Source organism: Litorimonas sp. WD9-15 (assembly GCF_050271975.1).
GTDB lineage: Bacteria > Pseudomonadota > Alphaproteobacteria > Caulobacterales > Maricaulaceae > Litorimonas.
This window is the reverse complement of record NZ_CP189850.1, coordinates 158,597-178,970: the sequence shown is the minus strand read 5'-3', so window position 1 is coordinate 178,970 and position 20,374 is coordinate 158,597. Positions and strand designations below refer to the sequence as shown.

Below are 20,374 nucleotides of genomic sequence, written 5' to 3'. Positions count from 1 at the left end.
GAAACATTCGCAGTCAAGTAAGGCCGTTACCTGTAAAACACCGCCGCGTGGTCCGAGCAATTGGCGTCAGCCAAATGTGGGACGTGCAATGGTTCTGTCGATTAAAGTCCGACGGAGCCTGAGATTTGGAAGACGTAACGGTATCGCCGACAGAGTTGATTTTCTGTTAGAAAATTCAACGACCCAAACCTCACGCACTTGGCCTTCGTGTAAAACATTTTTCTTTTTGGTCTCCATCACGGAGGTCACCGCGCGGACGTCCCGCTTTTATATCTCTCGCCGCACGCCTCGATCGTCGGTCGCAACGCCCGCTCGCCCAATGATCATCCACACGCTGTGCAGAACATTTCGCAGCCGAACCGGGTTCCGGCCCTTGTCAGGCTGTTTTTGGCCCGCGCATAATGACGCAGCGGGACTTCGCCCTTGCATGACATCGTGCACAAGATATGGTGCATACACATGGGGAGAATGGCATATATCGCGTTTTTAAGCGATTTAGGGCCAGTTTCAAACGGTTAGACAGAATCACGGGGCTCTGCCAGGCAGGCGACCCGACACAGGAATGAAAGAGCACAGTCATGGGTAAAATGGGTAATTTCGAGAAAAGCGAATCGGGCCTGCTCCTGCCGTCCCATTCCTATAAGCCCTTCCGCTATCCCTGGGCCTTTGATTATTGGCAGAAACAGCAACAGGTCCACTGGATGCCGGAAGAGGTGCCCTTGGGCGAGGATATCAAGGATTGGGCGACTAATCTGACGGATGTTGAGAAAAACCTCCTGACGCAGATTTTCCGTTTCTTCACACAATCCGACGTCGAGGTTGGCGCGAATTACATGGAAAATTACATGCCGCTGTTCAAGCCGGTGGAAGTCCGCATGATGCTGGCCTCGTTCTCCAACATGGAAACGATCCATATCGCGGCTTATGCGCTCCTGCTCGAAACGATCGGCATGCCCGACAGCGAGTTTTCTGCTTTCATGGAATATGAGGAAATGTCCGCCAAGCATGATTATCTCGGTAAATTCGGTGTCGAGACAGAGCGCGATATTCTGACCTCCATGGCCGTGTTCGGAGGCTTCACCGAAGGGCTACAGCTCTTTGCCTCATTCGCCATGTTGATGAACTTCCCGCGTCTGAACAAGATGAAGGGCATGGGCCAAATCGTGACCTGGTCCATCCGGGACGAGAGCCTGCATTGTGAGGGCATGATTAAACTGTTCCACACCTTCGCGGCAGAAACGGGTGCGCTGACGAAATCCGTGGCCGATGACATCATTGATTGCTGTCAGACAGTTGTGAAACTGGAAGATAAATTCATCGACCTCGCATTCGAAATGGGTCCGGTTGAGGGCATGACATCCGAGGATATCAAAGCCTATATCCGTTACATCGCTGATTGGCGTTTGGGCCAACTCGGCCTGCCAAAAGTCTACGGCACGGAAGAGCATCCACTGCCCTGGTTGACCGAAATTACGAATGGTGTCGAACATGCGAACTTCTTCGAAGCCCGCGCCACGGAATATGCCAAGGGCGCGACCGAGGGCACCTGGCACGGCGCGGAAGGTGTCTGGGACCGGTTCGAGGCGAATTTGAGCAAAGTGAAATTGGAAGCGGCGGAATAAAGCCAGCTTCATATCCCAACAAAGACCTCGCCCCGTGCGAGGTCTTTCTATTTGCGTCATCCGTAGATAAAATAAGACTTTCTAATATAAAGACCTTACATGTCCCTCATCTCCTTTGACGCCCGGAATTACAGTTTCGAGACCATCTATAATTTTCGTGATTTTGGCGGCTATATAGGCTTGGACGGACGTGCGGTCAAAACCGGACGCCTGTTCCGCTCGGCACATCTCTCGGCTTTAAGTCCGGAAGATCTCTCAGAGATTGGAGGTCTTGATATCAACCTTGTCGTGGATCTTCGCCACGCACCGGAACGGGCAAAACAACCCTCCCGCTTTCCAACACCAACCCCGCATGTGCATGAATATCCGGACGCGCCCGACAAAGTGGATGCGAAGGTCGCGCCGCATGAAGCGTTTTTGGAACATGAACTCTACACAGCTGCCGATGCCCATGGCTATATGATTGGCAGCTATACCGCGCGGCCGCATGACCCGGGCTTTCAGAAAATCTTCGCCGATACACTTCATTTCATGGCTGAGAGTGAGAACGAGGCGGCGGCAGGGGTGCTCGTCCATTGCGCGGCGGGGAAAGACCGCACGGGGACACTTTGTGCGCTGATACAGGGCTTATTGGGGGTCTCGCGTGACGATATTCTGGCGGATTATATGATGACGCTGGAATCCGTGGATATAGATAAGATTATCGGACCGGCGGCGGAGATGTTCTCGAAACGCTATGGCCGTCAGATTGATGCGAACGCCATTTGGCCGATGTTCGGCGTCACGCCGGAATTTTTAAACGCGGCCTTGGATGGTATGGGAGATATGGAAACCTATGCGACGCAAACGCTTGCGGTGAAGCCCTCGACGCTCGCGAAAATTCGCACGCGATATCTCATAGGTTAAATGTTTAGGACGAAGATGTGCTGCCCGTGCAGGTGACAGTTGCATAGCCGCTGGCGGAACAAGAAATATCCTTGCCGGAATCTTTACCAATCACGACAGAATTTGACCGACGGGGTTTCAGCATGAAGGTCTCGCTGAGCGTGATATCCGTATCAAAGAATCTCAGTTTTAAGGGCGAATACGTATAAGCCACCCGCGTCACAACAATACCGGAATTTTCACTCAAAATTTTCTCATCTAAAGTCGCAGCGTTAAAGCTGGGTAGATTATTGGCGCTGGGATTCATCTGAACGATTCCTTCAGACGTGATGTTTCCGTTTGTATCTTTGATGAAGCTCCGCATATCAATCGTGACTTTTCGGGCATCCGCGACGCCCATAATTCGAATGGCAGCAGAGAGTGTTTCTTCAACATCTGTAACCGTCATCTCGGATGTATGGGTCGCGAGATCGCCGGCAACATTTGTTCCGTGCGAAACGCGACGATCCGCATCAATAGCTGTCGCGATTTCCGCCAAGCCAAAATACATCATGATCATGACCGGTGCGACGAAGGCAAATTCAATCGCCGCGGCACCTTCTTCATTCCGTCGCAGACGTTTAGCGAGAAACTTTGCGGTTCTGGGAAGAATGTAGGTCATGCGGGTTTTCCCTCCGAAATCTTGTCATTTGTATCCGAATCGCAAGTGCCGGATGCAGGGAAAGGCTCGTTTTTGAAAGCCGTTGTTGACGTGATCACGCGTATACCCGGTGTGCCCGGTGATTCTAACCGAGTAATTTTCGGCGGTAGGACCAAGCGGTGATATAATATAGATCTGACGACGAGTGCCGTGCCCGCAGTATTGGCCTCTGATGAAACTGTACCATTGGGGGTCTGTGGGATGGCATCATCTCCCGTTTTATCAGGGTCACGCGGTGCGGGCGCAGGGGGTTCGGGTAGCGTGATTGTCTTGAAACTGGCACCATCAACAACATCAATTCTGACGTTTTTCCAACAATTGCCTAAGCCTTTCATTTCCGAGCAGACGAGTGCTTTAAACTCATCTTCGCCGCCACAGGCCTGAAAATTTCCAACACGGATGCTTCTGCCGGCCTCAGACGTTGCATGCGACAGGGCAGAACTAATGAAAAAGACAAGTGCGAGTTCGATGATACCGAATAAAAGTGCAAAAAACGGGAGCGCCACGAAAGCAAATTCGATGGCCGTTGCGCCGTCTTCATCTTTCTGGAATTTGGCGACAGTGCGTTCAGCCCGCCGCCATGCTTTTTCCGATATAAATTTCATGTCCCACTCCATGATGTGAAAGCTCCAGCTTTTCCTCGCTGGATTCATCAGGCTTAGGAAAGCTTAGAAAGGTTTCATTAAGAAAGACGTAAAGATTCAGGTTAATAAAGTATTAATTTATTTCCAAATTTAAGACTCAATTAAAACCCGGGTCCTGTGGGCGACGAAAACTCTGCGCCGCCTGCAATATTAGATCCATCGCTTACACTCGCACCTGTTCCACCCAGTGACGGACCTTGAGCAATGGTTGTATCCAGGTCCCGATCCTCCGGGGTGTTTAATGCGATGAATTCGGGATTGTCGCCCAATACGGGTGAGGGACCGCAATAAGGAATACAGGAATAAGTCTCACGCGATTTTGCATTATGAAGTCTCACGCTGTGCGATGACAACGTATTGACGACCTGAAGGTTCGTATCCATCATCGTATTTCCGTTCGCGTCTAGTATGATGAGATTGGTCTCGCCATACCCGCGTCCCACGACAAATATAGTATCGACGGATTGAACCGTGACATCTGCAATATTGGGATTGCCGATAATAATAGAACTCGCGGCCCCTGGCAGGCGAACTACTTCTGTTTTGTTCAGCTCGACTTTATAAACCTGATCTCCTGCAAAGGCAGGCGCAGCGCTACTGGCGATAGTTGCCAAGACCAGCAATAATTTTGTCATACGCATTTTCGTCGACTCCCAAATTTTTTTGGAAACTAGAAGAATGTAGTGAACGAAGCGTTTACACCTGAGCGGCTTTGTCTGTTCTGACGATGAAAATGGTCTATACACTATATTAGCGTCGAAAAATTTAATGAACGGATGTTTAAATGTGACTTATTCTGGTCACATTTGACAGGTCTTGATTGGTAATACGCATGACTTTCAGCACTATTTCGCGATAAATAGTTATTTTACCAGAAATTTACCCTATCTCTCAACAGGGCAGTAAGCCTTGGTCCCTATAAGCAATCACATCAGGGATGACCCTGTGAACTGAGGGTTATCCTCTCTGACAAACGCATACGTGGGAGTATTGTTATGCAAAATCTTTTTACTCGTTTTATTGAAGACGAATCCGGTGCGACAGCTATTGAGTATGGTCTGATCGCCGCTCTTATCTCTGTTGGTATTATTGCCGGCGCTCGTACAATCGGTACAGGCATCAGCAGCCGTTTCACAGAAGTCGGAACTGCAGTGACTGGCGCAACAACTGGTTCGACTGGCGAATAATCTAATAGATTATTTGATTGAATAGCGCCCGCCCCTTGTGGCGGGCGCAATAGTTTTCATATCTGAAAAATGACCAAGAAAAAGCGGTTGAGGCCTTCATGAAAAAATTTGAACAATTTCTCAAAGATGAATCTGGCGCGACTGCGATTGAATACGGCCTCCTCGCTGCGTTGATCAGTGTTGGCATTATTGCAGGGGCTTCGACGATTGGTTCAGGCATAAGAACCCTCTTCACGGATACCAATAGCGAGCTTGTGAAAGCTGCAACTGCCTCTGAATGAACTGCCTCTGAATAGACGGCTGCATTATAACCTGACCTTAAGCTTTTTAGGGTACTGTTGGGAAACCCTATTTTGCGGATGTCGACACAATGATTTTACCAACGCTCGTCTTTTTTATATTTACGATCCCGCAAATTATGGCTGCATTAAATGACGCCAATGCGATGAAGATTCCCAATCGTATCCCATTGATTGCACTGTTCAGCTTTTTTCTGATTATACCTTTCACATGGGGCGGCGTTCCGATATTCCTAGAACATCTCACAGTTGGGTTGGCGATGTTTGCGCTTGGCTTTGCTATGTTTGCCTTTGGATGGATGGGCGGCGGCGATTCCAAATTACTGGCGGGTACAGCGATTTGGTTCACGTGGCCGGATATGTTGATGTATGCTGTTTTCACATCCTTATTCGGAGGCGTCCTCACACTCGTTCTACTTGTAGGACGTACATATATTCCTGTTCGTATTCTGACGACACCTTGGGCACAGATGATGTTGAAGGATGAGAAGAAGATCCCTTATGGCTTGGCGTTGGCAGCGGGGGCAATCTTCACGCTTCCACACAGCCGAATTTTTGCAGCAGCTTTGGGGCATTAACGGGCCTTATACCCGTAGATAAGTCTTATGAGCGGCGCTGTAAAACACGCCGCTTTTTTTTGAGGCTGTGAAAACTCAAATTTTTACGAAAGCCGTTAACCCTTTCCAAACGCCTCACTGTCTATCCATTAACCATGCTTTAGTGCGTCTGTCCCTATTCTGGGTGCTAAGACGCAACCAATGTGGTGAGGGGATATGGACACCAAGAAGATTATTGTATTGGGCGCGATGGCCGTTTTAGGCTTTGTCGTCTTTACGCAGGTCAAGAAGATGGGCACGCCCGTTGCGGTCCCCGAGACCCCTGTTCAGACAGAGGTCGTCGTTGAAAAAGTCAAATATGTGCCCGTCTTGGCGGTCGCGAGTGACTTTTCCGTTGGGCAGAGAATTGGCGAGAGCTCTTTGACATCAATTGAATGGCCCGCGGAAGCGCTGACAGCCAATCTCATAAATCTTGAGGATCAGCCGGATGCGCAAGCGCAATTTGTAAACTCTCTTGCGCGCGTTCAACTGGCTGAAGGGGAGACCCTAACGCGTGATAAAGTCATTATGGCGGGTGATAGCGGTATTATGGCCGCATTGCTGAAGCCTGGAATGCGGGCCGTGACAACCCGGATCTCAGTCGACACCGCAGCCGGTGGTTTCATCCAACCGGGTGACCGCGTCGACGTTATCTTACGCGAAAATTTCCAGATCCGTCGCAATCCGACATTAGATGCTCAAAGCACGACTGTTGGTCGAAACAGCCTTTACGTGGCCAAGACACTTTTTGAAAATGTTAAAATTCTGGCGATTGATCAGACTTTCACAACGTCTTCCGAAACGGGTGCCGCTATTCCCGGGTCCACAGCCACGTTTGAATTATCGCAATCTGATGCTGAACTTCTCCAAGAATCAGAAGGTTATGGTGATATTTTTCTAACATTACGGGGTGTGAACGGGTCCAATTACCAAGCCCGAAGCGCGGCACGTGTTGAACGGGAGGGACAAGACCCTGCGCCGTCAACACTGACAGTTTACCGCGATGGCCAAGCGACACCTGTCGCCTTGCAGCAAAGATAGGTCGAACTGATGATGATGAAACAGACATTTCGAACATCTGCAACGGCACTTGCACTCGTCGGGGCCCTTGGTCTTTTGGCGGCCCCGTCTCAGGCGGGGACACGGTCTTACTCCAACGTCCAAAATGCGACAGCGGCCGTGAAAATTCAAGGCCCTGGAACGAGCGCAAAGAACCAATCTATTATTCTTCCACTTTCGAAATCCACCGTCATAGAATTGCCTGAAAACGTGATGGATGTGATTGTGTCTGACCCTAATGTTGTCGACGCCGTCATTCACACATCGCGCCGCACAATGTTAATCGGCAAGAATGCCGGCCAAACCAATGCTTATTTCTACAGCCATGATGGTCGCGAACTTCTTAACCTAGATATCCGTGTAGAGCGTGATATTGGCGGGTTAGAAGGTCTGATCGCGCAAAATGCACCAGATAGCGACGTCGAAGTACAGGTCTTCAACTCAAATATTCTTTTGACGGGAATGGTGCCAAACGCCGCTGCAGCGGATCGTGTCGAGAAACTGGCGCGGATGTGGCTGACGACGGGCGGTCCGCAAAGTGCAGAAGGCGAAATTGTCAACTTGATGTCCATTGCTGGCAAGGACCAGGTTATGCTGAAAGTTCGCATTGTTGAAATGCAGCGTTCCGTGACAAAGCAGATGGGTCTGAACCTTAACGCCATTGGTGAATTGGGTGATGGTACGGTTTCCCTGATTAATCAGGTCGGTCCTTCTTTCTCAGGTGGTTTGAACGCGTCCGGCAATTTCAATAACACTGGGAGCGGCGATCTGACCTCACTCGGCGGCGCCCTTAATGCATTGGAGACAGTCGGACTTGTTCGAACTTTGGCTGAGCCCACATTAACGGCAATATCCGGCGAGACAGCTAATTTCCTCGCGGGTGGTGAAATCCCACTTTTTGCCGGATCATTCCGGGATGAAGACGGCAATCTTCAGCGATCATTCGAGTTTAAACCCTTCGGCGTTTCGTTGGGTTTCACACCAGTCGTCTTATCCGAAGGTCTCATCTCTTTGTCTATCAGTACGGAAGTGTCCGAACCGACAACAGAAAACTCATTCTTAGCCGATGGCGGTGACAATGTTCTGGGTATCCGGGTACGCCGGGCCAATACAGTTGTTGAATTACCAGCAGGTGGTTCTCTCGTGATCGCGGGTCTGATCCGCGAAGAAGCCCGTTCAACGGTTGACGGAACACCGGGATTGAAGGACGTGCCAGGCTTGGGAGCGCTCTTTCGCGGTCGTGACAGTCAGTCAACGCAGACAGAGCTGGTTGTCATTGTGACGCCTTATCTCGTCGATGCCACGCATCCTGATAAGTTGCAGACACCGACAGACGGGTTTCAAGCCCCGAATGATGTTGAGAGCTTGATGCTGGGACGGCTTAATAAAATTTACGCGGAAAACGGAAAACCTGAGATTCAATCCAGCTCTCTGGGTGGCCCGTTTGGCCATGTTGTGGATTGAGGAGAAAATGATGTCTAAAACCTTGATTAGAACAACAGCGTTACTCGCGACCTTTACATTGGCGGCCTGTGCAACGCCTGCGCCGACCTATAAGCCAACACATATTCGCAACGCGGTACAAGTGGCCGAAAGCATTGAGCGGTTAGAACTTTACACGCGACCAAATGGCCTTGAGCTCTCTGCAAGAGATACGCTGGCTGTCTCACAATTCTTGGATGGATATGCCCGGTCCGGTGATGGCCCCCTATTCATCAATCGCCCCGCCAATGCGTTGTCCGGACTCGGAACGCAGCAGGCGGAAGCGAAGGTCCGTCAATTGATGGCGCAGGGGGGAATGAACCCCGCAGTTTTACAAGCAGGTCAATATGCGTCTGCGCCGGGCGCGCCCGCACCCGTAGTCGTCTCCTACCGCACATTGAAAGCCATCCCGCAGGATTGTCGTCAGATGGGGAATATTGGGACAACTTACGCGAACCAGCCGCATTCAAATTTCGGGTGTTTCCACTCCGCCAATCTAGCCGCCATGATTACCGATCCGCGACAGCTACTGGAACCTTACGCCACTGGAACGCCAAATTCTCAGCGCAGACAGGTTGTCTATGACAAATATATTCAGGGCGAACCCACCTCTGCGCAAATTAACCCAAGACAAGAAGTCGGTGCCGGCGACGGCGGCGGCGGCGGTACCTAGATCGCCGAAACGAAACCTAATTTAAGACGACGCCGAAAACGCAAACCGAAGACGATGCCATGACACAGATGCCACAGCCGCACCCCAATATGCCGCAGCCCGTCCCGGCCCATCCCGGTGCGCCGACGCCGCCACGACCGGTGGCCATGCCGCAATCTGTCACGCCGCAGCCCGTGCCAATGCCGACACCTGTTGCGCCGCAACCTATGCCCATGCCGGCACAAATGCCGCGGCAGAGCCTGCAGCCGCAAATGCCCCCCGGCTCGCAAACGATGCCTTATCCAGCAGCCCGGCCTGCCCCGGTTCAGGACAGCTCTCTATTGGATTATTCCGGACAGCCGCAATTAGGTCAGATGCCCCCAAATCAAATGGCCCCAGGCCAAATGGGAATGAGTCATAATCCGATGGGCCATGTAGAGGCCGCACGCCCCTATGCCCCTTTGGATGATACTGCCCGCGAGGGCGGTGAAAAACCGCTACCCTCCATCTCGGTACATGCTTTTTGTGATCGTCAGGAAACTGCGCATTGTGTAAATGAAACGACGCGCGATTGGCGTATGAAACGTGCCAATGTGAAAATCTACATGGGTGGATTGCCCGCCGCGATAGAATTTTATCATAAAGAAAATACGCCGTCTCTGATCCTTATTGAAAGTGGCATGCGGGGCGAAGAGCTATTTAATCAGCTCGAGCAACTGGCCAGCGTTTGTGATGAGGGAACAAAAGTCGTTGTTATTGGTGCGACCAATGACATTCGTCTTTATCGTCAATTGATGGATAAAGGTGTCTCGGATTATCTCGTTCCACCTCTGCATCCGCTTCACGTGATCCGCTCACTTGGAGAGCTTTACTCAGATCCAGAGCAACCCTTTATTGGTCGCGTCGCCGCATTTTTCGGTGCGAAGGGCGGGGTTGGTTCTTCGGCACTTGCGCATAACACGGCTTGGGTGCTCTCAGAAATCATGGGGCAGGAAACGTCTCTCATTGATTTAGATGCGAGTTGGGGGACAACCGGTCTTGATTTTGCTTATGATAATACATCCGGTTTGGAAGAAGCGCTCGGTGAACCGGATCGGCTTGACGAAACACTTATGGACCGGATTATGATCCGCCATACGCAAAAACTATCTATTCTACCGACATCAAGTTCGCTCAATACCAAACCCGTCATGGCAACTGAAAGCTATGAAGCTGTCGTCAATGCCGTGCGCGGCATTTCCCCGCTCGCTGTTTTAGATATGCCCCATTACTGGTCGGATTGGACGACGAATGTCCTGACATCTGTCGATGATGTTGTTGTCGTGGCGACACCTGATCTGGCGGGTATGCGCAATGCGAAAAACCTGATTGATTTTCTGAAAACACAACGACCAAATGATGCGGAACCCATTCTTATCCTCAACAAGGTCGGGATGTCCAAAACGACAGAGATTTCTGTCAAAGATTTCGGCGCAATGGTCGGTATGGACCCGAATATCGTCATAGGCTGGGACCCTGAAAGCCATTTTGAAGGTACGAATGAAGGTAAGATGTTGACGGAAGTCAAGTCAGCAGACCAAACCGTGCAAGGTCTAAAATATCTCGCCAATCGCATTCGGACGGGAACTTACGATGTTCGTCTGAAGGGTGATGTTGCGCCAACAAAAAAGGGGCTTCTGAAAATTGGCGGTGGTAAAAAGGAAAAAGGCGAAGCCAAGTCGATGTTTTCCTTTTTGAAAAAAGGGTCGTAAAACATGTTCGGTAAAAAATCCGACCTCGCGCTTGCGGGTGATGCACCTGCGCCAAAACCGTCAAAAGCGGCAGCGGCGCCTGCGCCCACGCATGCGAGTGATGCACCGCGTAGCCGGAGTAATGAGCCGAGCGAAGAATATTACGAAACAAAAGCGACCATCTTTAATGCGCTTTTTGAAACCATTGACGTCTCCGCCTTGGCAGGCATGCAGCCTGATAAAGCGCGCGAAGAGATCCGTGGTATTGTTGATGAAATTATCGCGATTCGAAATGTTCGTTTATCTGTCGCCGAATCAAATCAATTAATTACAGAAATTTGTGATGATATTCTCGGCTATGGTCCGCTGGAGCCCTTGCTCGCGCGGGATGATATTGCCGATATTATGGTCAATGGCGCGAAACACGTTTTCATCGAAACCAATGGTAAGATGATCAAAACAAATATCCGCTTTCGCGATAATACGCAGTTGATGAATATTTGTCAGCGTATCGTGAGCCAAGTGGGCCGTCGCGTCGATGAAAGCTCGCCCATTTGTGATGCGCGTCTTTTGGACGGCTCTCGTGTGAACGTGATTGCGCCACCCCTCTCAATTGATGGACCCGCGCTGACCATTCGGAAGTTTAAGAAAGATAAACTGCGTCTCGGGGATCTTGTGAATTTCGGTTCAATCTCGCCGGCGGGTGCACGCGTTTTGCAGATCATTGGCGCGTGTCAGTGTAATATCGTCATTTCCGGCGGTACTGGCTCTGGTAAAACGACGCTTCTCAACGCATTGACAGGATTTATCCATCCGGATGAGCGTATCATTACCTGCGAAGATGCGGCGGAATTGCAGTTGCAACAACCGCATGTCGTGCGTCTCGAAACGCGCCCGCCCAATCTTGAGGGTAAGGGTAAGATCACCATGGCGGATCTCGTGAAAAACTGTCTGCGGATGCGTCCGGAACGGATTATCGTGGGTGAGGTCCGGGGGCCGGAAGCTTTTGATTTGCTACAGGCCATGAACACGGGTCATGATGGGTCCATGGGAACGCTCCATGCTAACTCCCCGCGTGAAGCACTGTCTCGTTTGGAATCTATGATTACGATGGGCGGCTTTTCCCTCCCGGCGAAAACAATTCGGGAAATGATCGTCGGCTCTGTCGATGTAATCGTGCAGGCGACGCGTCTGCGGGATGGGTCCCGTCGGATCACGAAAATCACCGAAGTGATCGGTATGGAAGGCGATGTGATCGTCACACAAGATCTGATTGTCTATGAGATGGACGGTGAGGATGCGCAGGGCAATATTATTGGTGAGCATAAATCCACCGGTATCGCCCGCCCGGCTTTCTGGGATCGTGCGCGTTACTTTAACCTTGAAAAAGATCTGGCTGAAGCGCTGGATGAAGCGGGCAGTTAGGTGGACCAGCAAACTCTCATCGCGCTTTGTGCTGCCGGCATTGTTGTCTGTATTGCCTTCCTCTTCTTGGGCGGAGATAAATCATCCTCTGATACCAAACGCGTGCGTGAATTTGCGGGAAAGAAAACGCTGGGCAGCAATATAAAGGAAAAGCTCAAAGTCGAAGATTCCGGCAATCGAAGAAAACAGATTGAAGAGTCCCTTGGAAAAATTGAAGAACGTCAGAATGAAAAAAAGAAGAAGGCGAAATCTCTCAAGGCCCGGTTAGTCCAAGCGGATTGGAAAACAAAGCCGCAAACATTTATGGTTATTTCGCTGGTGCTGGCGGTTATGGGCGGAGGCGTACCTTTTGTTCTCGGGCTGCGACCACTCATGTGTTTGGGTCTTGCAGTTATTTTGGGCTTCGGATTGCCCCGGTTTATTTTGAATTCGGCCATCAAGCGACGTCAGGCTAAATTTACGTCTCATTTTGCGGATGCGATGGATATTATCGTGCGGGGTGTGCGGACCGGTCTGCCTTTGGGTGATTGTCTAAAAATTATTGCGCATGAGAGCCCAGAACCTCTGGGCACAGAATTCCGCCGCGTTGTTGAAGGTGAAGGATTGGGTATTCCGATCGAAGTCTGCCTTGAACAAATGTATGAGCGTATGCCGATTTCCGAAGTAAACTTCTTCGCAACGGTTCTCAATATTCAGAAATCAACGGGTGGTAATTTGGGCGAGTCCTTGGCGAACTTGTCCAATGTACTGCGTGGGCGGAAAATGCTGCGAGAGAAAATCAAGGCGCTCTCTGCGGAAGCCAAGGTGTCTGCGATTATTATCGGCGCACTTCCCATCATAGTCATGGGTCTGACCACAATGATGAGTCCCGATTACATGATGGATCTCTACACAACAAAAACCGGTCAACGAAACTTGATGATCGGCGCAGCTATGATGTTTTTCGGCACTATGATGATGCGTAAAATGATTAACTTTAAATTTTAGCGCGACGGAGAAGCAGATATGTCACCTGAATCCCTCGCCATGTTTTCAACAGCCGGCGCCATCCTGATTTCCGCGCTGGTTATGTACACGATTTGGATTGTCGTCATTCCGATGTTGGAGGGCGACAAGAAAAAGAAACGCATGGAATCCGTTGCCTCCGCACGGGAAGGTATGCGCAAGGATCGTTTGGCAAATCTTCAATCGGAAGCCAGCCTTCGCGCTGATGGCAAGGGCGTCGCCAAGAATATGGTGGATCGCTTCAGTCTTGAAAAACTTCTCGAAGCCTCAGACCTTAAGGATAAAATGGCACAAGCGGGCCTTCGGGGTCAGAAACCTATTTACGCCTTTTATATGGCACGTTTGGTCGCACCGATTGTCTTAGGCCTACTCGGTTTTCTCATCTTTGTCGTCTTAAACCTGCCTGGCTGGGACATGCTGCGTCGTGTCGCGCTGTCTATTGGGATGATGCTGTTTGGATATTATTTGCCCGGTATCTATATTAAAAATGTCGCCGGGAAACGACTCGCGTCGATTATGCCCGTTTTCCCGGACGCTCTGGATCTGCTGCTGATTTGTGTGGAATCGGGGATGTCTGTCGAACTCGCTTTTGGTAAAGTTGCAGAAGAAATGGGGGATGCTTCGGTTGAATTGGCGGAAGAGTTTTCCTTAACGACGGCAGAATTATCATATCTAACATCACGGCGATTGGCTTATGAAAACCTGGCCCGTCGAAATAATCATCCCGGTATTCGTGCGGTGGCGACGGCGTTGGTTCAGGCTGAACGTTATGGTACACCACTCGGTGATACGCTTCGAACAATGGCAAATGAAAATCGTCAGATGCGCGTGATGCTAGCTGAGAAAAAAGCGGCTGCTCTCCCGGCGAAATTGACCGTGCCGATGATTCTATTCTTCCTGCCGGTTCTGTTCATCGTCATCCTGACACCTGCGGGTATGCGTCTGGGCGAGGCTTTCTAAATTCGAAAAAATCACGGGTTTGATGATTTAAAGTCAATAAAAAACCCGCCTTCTAATAGAAGGCGGGTTTTTGTTTTTAGAGACTTGGTGGAAAGCTACCTACGACGACGATTAGCTTGACGTCTCGCGGGTGCTTGTTGTGTTTGCTGCTGCACGGGCCCGCCCGCCATGGCTTGTGGTGGTGCGGCTTGGAGCGGGGCATAGGCTTGGGGCGGCATTTGCTGGGCCTGTGGATAGGCTTGTCGCGTCTGTGGACGCGACGGCAGGGGTGTTGTGGTCGTTGGTTGTGTCTGTAAGTTTCTGGAAATACGATCCAACATGGCTTGTTGAGCTTCGGCGGAAGTTTGAGATTGAACAGGCGCGATGCGCTCTCCCGTTTTTTGATTGGCCATGGCGCGTGCGGCCTCCGCCGCGCTGGAGTAATTTTGGCCTTGCGCGGGTCCCATGGACATCCGCGCTTGAGGTTGTCCCATTTTAGGTTGCGCCAATTGTGTTTGGCTCATGACAGGCCGTAGCGCTGGTTTGGCTTGGATTTGAATATTTTGCGGGCCGCGCGTCAGCGCCACCATCTTCTCGGCTTCTTCAATTTTGCCTTGAAGTTTGAGCACAAGGGCCAAGTTCTGACGCACACTCGGCGAAGCCCCCGGCATATTAACGGCGCGACGTAGCCATTGCTCGGCCGTCACTGCGTCGCCGGAGAGCGCATAGCTGAACCCAATATTGGCGAGAACATTCGGATCATTCGGCGTGATCTGCAGCGCCCGCTGATAATATTGACGCGCTTCGCCGTAACGTTCCTGCTGATCCAAGGCCGCCCCTTTCAGGGACCAGAGGCGCCCATAAGCGGGCGTCATGGCGAGCGCCTGATCCAAGGGCTGCATCGCATCTACAGACCGTTCGGCCGCGATGAGGGCGGCCGCATATTCCGCGACTAAATAAGGGTCGCGCGGATAAAGCGCACGCGTTGTCTGCGTAATTTCAATGGCGCGGTTAGGATTGCCGAGTTTCCGAACCGCTGCGGCCAGTTTGATCGCGGATTCCAGATCGCCTGGATTTAAATTATATTCGTTCGACCAAAATGCAGCTTGCGCAAAAATGGGCTGCGTCTCAATCGCGTCGCGCATCTGACGCGTGGCGGGCAGATTATTATCGACGGCCAGATCGCTTTTAATCTGCAGTTCCTGCTCATTCATTTCGGGCGCGACCGCGCAGGCGGAGACAAGTAGGGCCGTTGTCGCAAATAGCGCAGTCATCTTGAACGGTTTCATATCGACCTCATCTGGAGAATGACCCATAAGCCTGATTTGCAGGAGAGCCTGATTTCGTTAACAAACCTGAACGAAGAGGGTTAACGCCGCGTTAGCAAATTGACCGCAGCACAGGTCAGTGAGAGGAATTTAATGTTAAACCAGACCGCCACGCCATTTATTCTGCATAAAGACCTGCCCAGCGGGGTTGTACCCGTCAAAATTGATGTCCTGCGCCCCGAACATTGGGACCGTTACGCCGCAGGACTGACTGACGCGCAGCAAGTATTTGCCGAAGAACGCGGCTTTAAAGGGGAGGCCGGCCAACGTTTGCGTTTGCCGGATGCGGAAGGTCGGGTGCGATTGGTTCTTCTGGGCTGTGGTCCCGAACAAAGTGATGACACTGTCGAGATGAGGTTAGGTGTGCTGGGGGGAGCGCTTCCCAAAAATCACTATGTCCTTGGCCATATACCGTCCGATATGAGTGCCCGCCTGGCCGCGATTGGTTGGGGCATGGGGGCATATCGGTTTGACCGTTACCTCTCGGAAAAATCCGATCCGCCGCTTCTCGTCTTGGAGGATGATTCAGACCATGTGGAAATCATGGCGACCGTGGCTTCTACCGCACTCTGCCGCGATCTCATCAATACGCCCGCCGGGGATATGGGGCCCGTGGCCCTGCATCAGGCGGCGCGGGATTTGGCGAAAGACTATGATGCCGACATAAGCTCTGTCGTGGGGGAAGATCTCCTCGAAGAAAATTATCCCATGATCCACGCGGTAGGCCGCGCCGCGCATGAAGCGCCCCGCCTCGTCGAGATTGAGTGGGGTGATCCTTCCCATCCACGACTCGCGATTATTGGTAAGGGTATCACCTTCGATACGGGGGGCGTGAATATGAAATCCGCTTCCGGTGCGCGGCTGATGAAAAAAGATATGGGCGGCGCGGCCCATGCGCTGGCGTTGTCAAAACTTATCATGGCGACAAACCTGCCCGTTCGTTTGCACTGCCTGCTCGCGATTGCTGAAAATGCGGTCTCGGCCAATGCTTACAGGCCGGGAGATATCCTTAATACGCGCTTGGGCATAACGGTTGAGATCGACAATACGGATGCAGAAGGGCGACTTGTTTTGGGCGACGCGCTGACGAAAGCCACAGAGAGCGATCCGGTCTTCATGATTGATTTCGCAACGCTGACAGGCGCTGCACGTGTTGCGCTTGGCCCGCATCTGCCCCCCATGTTCTGTAACCGGACGGCCCCGATAGAGCCCGTCTCGCGCCACGGCTTGGCGCAGCAGGACCCGGTTTGGCATATGCCGCTCTGGCAGCCCTATAATTCCATGCTCAGTTCCCCGATTGCCACTTTGAAAAATTCAGGCGGCGGATTTGCAGGGGCAATGACGGCGGGCCTTTTCCTCGAGCGATTCGTGAAAAATGTACCTTGGATGCATTTTGACACATATGGCTGGAACCCGACGGCGCGGGCTGCGCATCCCAAGGGCGGTGATATGTACGGCGTCCGCGCCGTCTATCATTGGCTAAAGGCGGGTGGGTTGAATGCGCGCCTGACGGAGTAGCAGGAACCCGACCACTGCTGTTGATGAGGCCAGCAGGACTGAAAACTCAATGACTCCGAAGGCGTTCAATTCCGGTACAAGCGCAACAATGATCTGTGCGGCCGGCCAGATCGTGACATAGAGAACGGGCGCCAATCTGGGGCAGCGCCGCATTGCAAGTGGCGCGTGGGTGAGGAACCCAATACAGAGTGTCGCCCAAAATGCGGTGCCCAAGATCTCAATTAAGGGTGTCCAGGGTAAGACGTGATAATGGAAGGTTGCAGCTGCGCCCAACAGCGCGGCGATAATCCAAATCGTGAACAAACGCCGCGGCAATTTATGCTGCCAAGAAAACAGTGCAACCCCACAGAGATAGATATATCCAAGCCGGATCCCCGGTAGGACAGGTTCTATAATTTGCGCGAAGGCCGGAAATTTGACGGCGAGAAAAACAGTGCTCACATACCCGGCAAGTCCCAAGACTGCGGATACCAGTGCAAGGTGACGGTTTTGCAAAAGCTTCGTCATCCAGCCAAAAAGAAACGCGACGTGTAAGATTAAGCCCCAGCGCAATGTCCAAATCGCGCCCTGCATCAGGCACATATATTTCGCATCATCCAACAGGCCCGGCATGCGGGAGCCGGGATCAATCAGGAAAACCGTTTTGAAAAAATAGGCTGTCAGGTCGAGCGCGTCCATTTTTACGGGTGCATCCGGGGCACACATGAGGGGATAAATAATCAGGACTGTCACGAGAGTTGCCGTGAGTAAGGCCGGCCAAAGACTGAAGAGACGTGACTTAAAAAATTCGACAATCGTACGACCTTGCGTCATGGACCGCGCGGCGAGAAAACCGGAAAGCAGGAAGAGCAGTTGGAGTCCGTACCAAGAGGGATCGTAACCCCAATGATGACCCCATTCAAAACTCTCTGTGCCTAAGCCCATTGTTGAGGCATAGCCCAGCCCAATCATGAGGACGATCAGGATACGAAGCGCCGCCAAACCATGAAGAGGTAAGCGGTCCCGCCTCTGGAAAAAGGTCGAGCTCTCGTTGGGATATGAGCTATCGCGGCGCATCCCACGATAATGACGGAAAAGCCTTTAAAAAGTTTTGTGGTTTTTGAGTCACTTGACTCTTTGAGTTGAGAAAGGCGTGTGACGCGCCTTGACCGCGGAATCATGAGTGTGCGAATCCATGATTCGTAGAGGACCACATTCAAACACATCATTGGGGAGTGATAGATTATGCCAGCATTGGAAGCCGTTCTGTCCCCGCGCGTTGTGTCCTCGACAGATCCGGACGCTCTACCAAATCGTCCCGCACCTTCGGCTAAGCTAGAGCGGCAGTCCCGTACGGATAGTCTCGAATTTTGGCACCGCGTTACGCTTCAGACTGTCCGCTCTGACAGTCCTGATCTCTCCGCACGTCAACTCGCGATGTTGATGACCATATATCTTGAGAAAGGCCCGCATACCGTCCGCTCTCTCGCGGCGCATTTACAGGTCACGAAGGCCGCGATTAGTCGTGCGACGGATAGTTTATGCAAGCTTGGCTATATTGTTCGCCAACCGGATCACCGTGACAAGCGATCCGTTGTACTCGCGCGGACCTCTGCCGGCATTCATTTTCTATCCGAATTTGCGGATATCATTCAGGCTGAACGGTCTTGAATTAAACGCAGCCTATAGGCCATGACTACGTTATGAGCTCTGATCCCCGCGTTACACTTCCCGCAGATGTAAAACTGCAATCGGCCTATATTGCTGCGCCTTATACGACATTGGGCGTGGCCTCGGGCATGGGAACGCAGGCCCTGTTCGGACAGCGTTTTCAGATTTTTGACAGGCGGGGAGATTTTGCGATGGGGGCCTTGCTCTCAATTTTGCCCGACTCCGACCGGATAGATTATATCGGGTTAATCCGTGCGCGTGATCTTTCGGGAGACGCCGCCGCGCCAACCCATACTGTTAGCGTGGTATCGGCGCCCGTTTTTGTCTCTCCTGACATCAAATCCACAATCTTCAGGTTCTTACCCCGCAATGCTTGCGTGACGGGTACGGTCTCTGGCGAGTTTCTGGATTTAGGAGGGGTTGGGTATATCCATCTCAAACATCTGCGCCTTATGAATGAAAGCGCAGATAGAGATTATACAGATATCGCCGCCGATATGGTCGGGCTGCCCTATGTCTGGGGCGGCACAGGTGGGGGCGGCGTTGATTGCTCCGGCCTGGTGCAGAGTGCACTCGCCGCGATCGGTGTGGATGCGCCTCGGGATGCGGATCAGCAGGAAGCCGGTTTAGGGAACACCGTTGATTATGAGGCCAGAGGTGAGGGTGATCTCCTCTTCTGGGCGGGTCATGTGGGAATTGTGATCGAAGGGGACAGACTGCTCCATGCCAATGCGCATCATATGACTGTCACGATTGAGCCCGTCACCGAAGCCGTCGCCCGCATTGGAGACGTCAGAACTGTCAAACGGCTGACGCTTTAAGCGCAAAGAAAAAGGCCCGACAAAGCGGGCCTTTTCGAAAGTCCGTTATATTTTGAGCTTACTCTGTTGGTTCAACAACGGTTTCGTCGGTGACGTCAACCGGTGGCTCTTCCATGGATTGCTCTGTTTCGACAATCGGCTCTTCCAGTGGTGTGGAGATTTCGAGTTCTGCGACGGCAGGTTCCGGCTTTGCTAAAGACTGTGAGCCGTTTACGCGGAGATATTCAATCACGGCCGCACGGTCCGCAGGCTTTTTGAGGCCGATAAAGTTCATCTTCGTGCCGGGGGCATAGGCGCTTGGCTTTTCAAGATAGCCGTCCAAGTTTTCATATGTCCACTCGCCGGGTAATGCGTCAAGCGCTGCGGAATAGCTATAGTCTGCATGGGAGGCTTTATCCGCCCCGACAACGGCATAAAGATTTGGGCCTGTGCCATTTGCGCCGCCATCTTCTACATTGTGGCAGGACGTACATTTCTTAAAGACTTTCGCACCCTTAGCAGCATCCATCGCGGCCACCCAATCTGCTTGCGGGAAGGGGAGGTCGACATCGGCTTCTACTGTCGTTGTTTCAATCGGCCCGACTTTATATGCAATCGACTCATCCGCATCGGGCATAAGAATGGCAGGCAGTTTCATGAGGATCATGATGCCCAAGCCCGTAGCGAGCACTGCCCCGGCAATTTTGTTAAAACCTAAATCGTCCATGACGAAATCCTGTTATCTGCAGTCTATAGGGTTTGCCCGCTGGGGGAGTCCCTCATCGCGCAGTCTCTTATAAATATATGACGGAAATGCAAACGGAAAACCCCTTGCGGCCAAGCGTCGCGAGCG

General features: G+C 51.8%; 21 protein-coding genes. 15 read left to right on the top strand and 6 right to left on the bottom strand.

Annotated elements, in window-relative coordinates:
• Window positions 1–587 precede the first annotated feature (587 nt).
• Together ACP9M6_RS00895 and ACP9M6_RS00890 are read left to right on the top strand one after the other, a co-directional pair.
• The gene (locus ACP9M6_RS00895; protein WP_427454734.1) at window positions 588–1,622 is read left to right on the top strand and encodes a ribonucleotide-diphosphate reductase subunit beta; all 1,035 of its coding nucleotides are present in this window, start codon (window positions 588–590) and stop codon (window positions 1,620–1,622) included.
• Window positions 1,623–1,721: 99 nt separating this feature from the next.
• Window positions 1,722–2,528: a tyrosine-protein phosphatase gene (locus ACP9M6_RS00890; RefSeq protein ID WP_427452600.1), complete on the top strand. Its 807-nt coding sequence runs from the start codon at window positions 1,722–1,724 to the stop codon at window positions 2,526–2,528.
• 4 nt (window positions 2,529–2,532) lie between these two features.
• On the opposite strand, the gene ACP9M6_RS00885 is transcribed toward ACP9M6_RS00890, so the two are convergent.
• From ACP9M6_RS00885 to ACP9M6_RS00875, 3 genes are all read right to left on the bottom strand, one after another.
• A complete protein-coding gene (locus ACP9M6_RS00885) occupies window positions 2,533–3,168 on the bottom strand; it encodes a TadE/TadG family type IV pilus assembly protein (RefSeq protein ID WP_427452598.1) in 636 nt (211 codons plus the stop codon).
• Window positions 3,165–3,812 (bottom strand): TadE/TadG family type IV pilus assembly protein, encoded by a 648-nt coding sequence (locus ACP9M6_RS00880; protein ID WP_427452597.1) that lies wholly within the window; start codon window positions 3,810–3,812, stop codon window positions 3,165–3,167. Before ACP9M6_RS00880 ends, ACP9M6_RS00885 begins: the two co-directional genes overlap by 4 nt.
• A gap of 140 nt (window positions 3,813–3,952) precedes the next feature.
• A complete protein-coding gene (locus ACP9M6_RS00875; RefSeq protein WP_427452596.1) occupies window positions 3,953–4,492 on the bottom strand; it encodes a pilus assembly protein N-terminal domain-containing protein in 540 nt (179 codons plus the stop codon).
• Window positions 4,493–4,846: 354 nt separating this feature from the next.
• On the opposite strand from ACP9M6_RS00875, the gene ACP9M6_RS00870 reads away from it, so the two are divergent.
• From ACP9M6_RS00870 to ACP9M6_RS00825, 10 genes are all read left to right on the top strand, one after another.
• Window positions 4,847–5,038, top strand: a complete 192-nt coding sequence (locus ACP9M6_RS00870) for a Flp family type IVb pilin (RefSeq protein WP_427452594.1) — start codon at window positions 4,847–4,849, stop codon at window positions 5,036–5,038.
• A 98-nt stretch (window positions 5,039–5,136) separates the two neighbouring features.
• Complete coding sequence (locus ACP9M6_RS00865) at window positions 5,137–5,319, top strand: Flp family type IVb pilin (RefSeq protein ID WP_427452592.1); 183 nt, start codon at window positions 5,137–5,139, stop codon at window positions 5,317–5,319.
• Between the two features lie 137 nt (window positions 5,320–5,456).
• The gene (locus ACP9M6_RS00860; protein ID WP_427452590.1) at window positions 5,457–5,915 is read left to right on the top strand and encodes an A24 family peptidase; all 459 of its coding nucleotides are present in this window, start codon (window positions 5,457–5,459) and stop codon (window positions 5,913–5,915) included.
• Between the two features lie 195 nt (window positions 5,916–6,110).
• Complete coding sequence (cpaB, locus tag ACP9M6_RS00855) at window positions 6,111–6,974, top strand: Flp pilus assembly protein CpaB (protein ID WP_427452588.1); 864 nt, start codon at window positions 6,111–6,113, stop codon at window positions 6,972–6,974.
• 9 nt (window positions 6,975–6,983) lie between these two features.
• Window positions 6,984–8,456: a type II and III secretion system protein family protein gene (locus tag ACP9M6_RS00850; protein WP_427452587.1), complete on the top strand. Its 1,473-nt coding sequence runs from the start codon at window positions 6,984–6,986 to the stop codon at window positions 8,454–8,456.
• A 7-nt stretch (window positions 8,457–8,463) separates the two neighbouring features.
• Window positions 8,464–9,147, top strand: a complete 684-nt coding sequence (locus ACP9M6_RS00845) for a CpaD family pilus assembly protein (RefSeq protein WP_427452585.1) — start codon at window positions 8,464–8,466, stop codon at window positions 9,145–9,147.
• Window positions 9,148–9,206: 59 nt separating this feature from the next.
• Window positions 9,207–10,877, top strand: a complete 1,671-nt coding sequence (locus tag ACP9M6_RS00840) for an AAA family ATPase (protein ID WP_427452583.1) — start codon at window positions 9,207–9,209, stop codon at window positions 10,875–10,877.
• Window positions 10,878–10,880: 3 nt separating this feature from the next.
• The gene (locus ACP9M6_RS00835) at window positions 10,881–12,281 is read left to right on the top strand and encodes a CpaF family protein (RefSeq protein ID WP_427452581.1); all 1,401 of its coding nucleotides are present in this window, start codon (window positions 10,881–10,883) and stop codon (window positions 12,279–12,281) included.
• A complete protein-coding gene (locus ACP9M6_RS00830) occupies window positions 12,282–13,268 on the top strand; it encodes a type II secretion system F family protein (RefSeq protein ID WP_427452579.1) in 987 nt (328 codons plus the stop codon).
• Between the two features lie 18 nt (window positions 13,269–13,286).
• On the top strand, window positions 13,287–14,246 hold the full coding sequence (locus tag ACP9M6_RS00825) for a type II secretion system F family protein (protein ID WP_427452577.1): 960 nt from the start codon (window positions 13,287–13,289) through the stop codon (window positions 14,244–14,246).
• 95 nt (window positions 14,247–14,341) lie between these two features.
• On the opposite strand, the gene ACP9M6_RS00820 is transcribed toward ACP9M6_RS00825, so the two are convergent.
• Entirely contained in the window at window positions 14,342–15,541 is a 1,200-nt protein-coding gene (locus ACP9M6_RS00820; RefSeq protein ID WP_427452576.1) for a tetratricopeptide repeat protein, read from the bottom strand.
• 105 nt (window positions 15,542–15,646) lie between these two features.
• Between ACP9M6_RS00820 and ACP9M6_RS00815 the strand changes: the two genes are divergently transcribed.
• Complete coding sequence (locus tag ACP9M6_RS00815; RefSeq protein WP_427452574.1) at window positions 15,647–17,071, top strand: leucyl aminopeptidase family protein; 1,425 nt, start codon at window positions 15,647–15,649, stop codon at window positions 17,069–17,071.
• On the opposite strand, the gene ACP9M6_RS00810 is transcribed toward ACP9M6_RS00815, so the two are convergent.
• Entirely contained in the window at window positions 17,033–18,127 is a 1,095-nt protein-coding gene (locus ACP9M6_RS00810; RefSeq protein WP_427452572.1) for a hypothetical protein, read from the bottom strand. The genes ACP9M6_RS00815 and ACP9M6_RS00810 overlap by 39 nt on opposite strands.
• A 168-nt stretch (window positions 18,128–18,295) precedes the next feature.
• On the opposite strand from ACP9M6_RS00810, the gene ACP9M6_RS00805 reads away from it, so the two are divergent.
• Both ACP9M6_RS00805 and ACP9M6_RS00800 read left to right on the top strand, forming a co-directional pair.
• A complete protein-coding gene (locus ACP9M6_RS00805; RefSeq protein WP_427452571.1) occupies window positions 18,296–18,721 on the top strand; it encodes a MarR family transcriptional regulator in 426 nt (141 codons plus the stop codon).
• 32 nt (window positions 18,722–18,753) lie between these two features.
• Window positions 18,754–19,542, top strand: coding sequence for an NlpC/P60 family protein (locus ACP9M6_RS00800; RefSeq protein WP_427452569.1), 789 nt, complete (start codon window positions 18,754–18,756; stop codon window positions 19,540–19,542).
• Window positions 19,543–19,600: 58 nt separating this feature from the next.
• Here the strand turns inward: ACP9M6_RS00800 and ACP9M6_RS00795 are convergent, their stop codons facing one another.
• Complete coding sequence (locus tag ACP9M6_RS00795; protein ID WP_427452567.1) at window positions 19,601–20,248, bottom strand: c-type cytochrome; 648 nt, start codon at window positions 20,246–20,248, stop codon at window positions 19,601–19,603.
• Window positions 20,249–20,374: the final 126 nt, after the last annotated feature.

What these genes read in the sequence shown, in the direction of transcription:
- ACP9M6_RS00895 (WP_427454734.1), top strand. Translation starts at nt 588, where the DNA reads ATGGGTAATTTCGAGAAAAGCGAATCGGGCCTGCTCCTGCCGTCCCAT.
- ACP9M6_RS00890 (WP_427452600.1), top strand. Translation starts at nt 1,722, where the DNA reads ATGTCCCTCATCTCCTTTGACGCCCGGAATTACAGTTTCGAGACCATC.
- ACP9M6_RS00885 (WP_427452598.1), bottom strand. Translation starts at nt 3,168, where the DNA reads ATGACCTACATTCTTCCCAGAACCGCAAAGTTTCTCGCTAAACGTCTG.
- ACP9M6_RS00880 (WP_427452597.1), bottom strand. Translation starts at nt 3,812, where the DNA reads ATGAAATTTATATCGGAAAAAGCATGGCGGCGGGCTGAACGCACTGTC.
- ACP9M6_RS00875 (WP_427452596.1), bottom strand. Translation starts at nt 4,492, where the DNA reads ATGCGTATGACAAAATTATTGCTGGTCTTGGCAACTATCGCCAGTAGC.
- ACP9M6_RS00870 (WP_427452594.1), top strand. Translation starts at nt 4,847, where the DNA reads ATGCAAAATCTTTTTACTCGTTTTATTGAAGACGAATCCGGTGCGACA.
- ACP9M6_RS00865 (WP_427452592.1), top strand. Translation starts at nt 5,137, where the DNA reads ATGAAAAAATTTGAACAATTTCTCAAAGATGAATCTGGCGCGACTGCG.
- ACP9M6_RS00860 (WP_427452590.1), top strand. Translation starts at nt 5,457, where the DNA reads ATGGCTGCATTAAATGACGCCAATGCGATGAAGATTCCCAATCGTATC.
- cpaB (WP_427452588.1), top strand. Translation starts at nt 6,111, where the DNA reads ATGGACACCAAGAAGATTATTGTATTGGGCGCGATGGCCGTTTTAGGC.
- ACP9M6_RS00850 (WP_427452587.1), top strand. Translation starts at nt 6,984, where the DNA reads ATGATGATGAAACAGACATTTCGAACATCTGCAACGGCACTTGCACTC.
- ACP9M6_RS00845 (WP_427452585.1), top strand. Translation starts at nt 8,464, where the DNA reads ATGATGTCTAAAACCTTGATTAGAACAACAGCGTTACTCGCGACCTTT.
- ACP9M6_RS00840 (WP_427452583.1), top strand. Translation starts at nt 9,207, where the DNA reads ATGACACAGATGCCACAGCCGCACCCCAATATGCCGCAGCCCGTCCCG.
- ACP9M6_RS00835 (WP_427452581.1), top strand. Translation starts at nt 10,881, where the DNA reads ATGTTCGGTAAAAAATCCGACCTCGCGCTTGCGGGTGATGCACCTGCG.
- ACP9M6_RS00825 (WP_427452577.1), top strand. Translation starts at nt 13,287, where the DNA reads ATGTCACCTGAATCCCTCGCCATGTTTTCAACAGCCGGCGCCATCCTG.
- ACP9M6_RS00820 (WP_427452576.1), bottom strand. Translation starts at nt 15,541, where the DNA reads ATGGGTCATTCTCCAGATGAGGTCGATATGAAACCGTTCAAGATGACT.
- ACP9M6_RS00815 (WP_427452574.1), top strand. Translation starts at nt 15,647, where the DNA reads ATGTTAAACCAGACCGCCACGCCATTTATTCTGCATAAAGACCTGCCC.
- ACP9M6_RS00810 (WP_427452572.1), bottom strand. Translation starts at nt 18,127, where the DNA reads ATGCGCCGCGATAGCTCATATCCCAACGAGAGCTCGACCTTTTTCCAG.
- ACP9M6_RS00805 (WP_427452571.1), top strand. Translation starts at nt 18,296, where the DNA reads ATGCCAGCATTGGAAGCCGTTCTGTCCCCGCGCGTTGTGTCCTCGACA.
- ACP9M6_RS00800 (WP_427452569.1), top strand. Translation starts at nt 18,754, where the DNA reads ATGAGCTCTGATCCCCGCGTTACACTTCCCGCAGATGTAAAACTGCAA.
- ACP9M6_RS00795 (WP_427452567.1), bottom strand. Translation starts at nt 20,248, where the DNA reads ATGGACGATTTAGGTTTTAACAAAATTGCCGGGGCAGTGCTCGCTACG.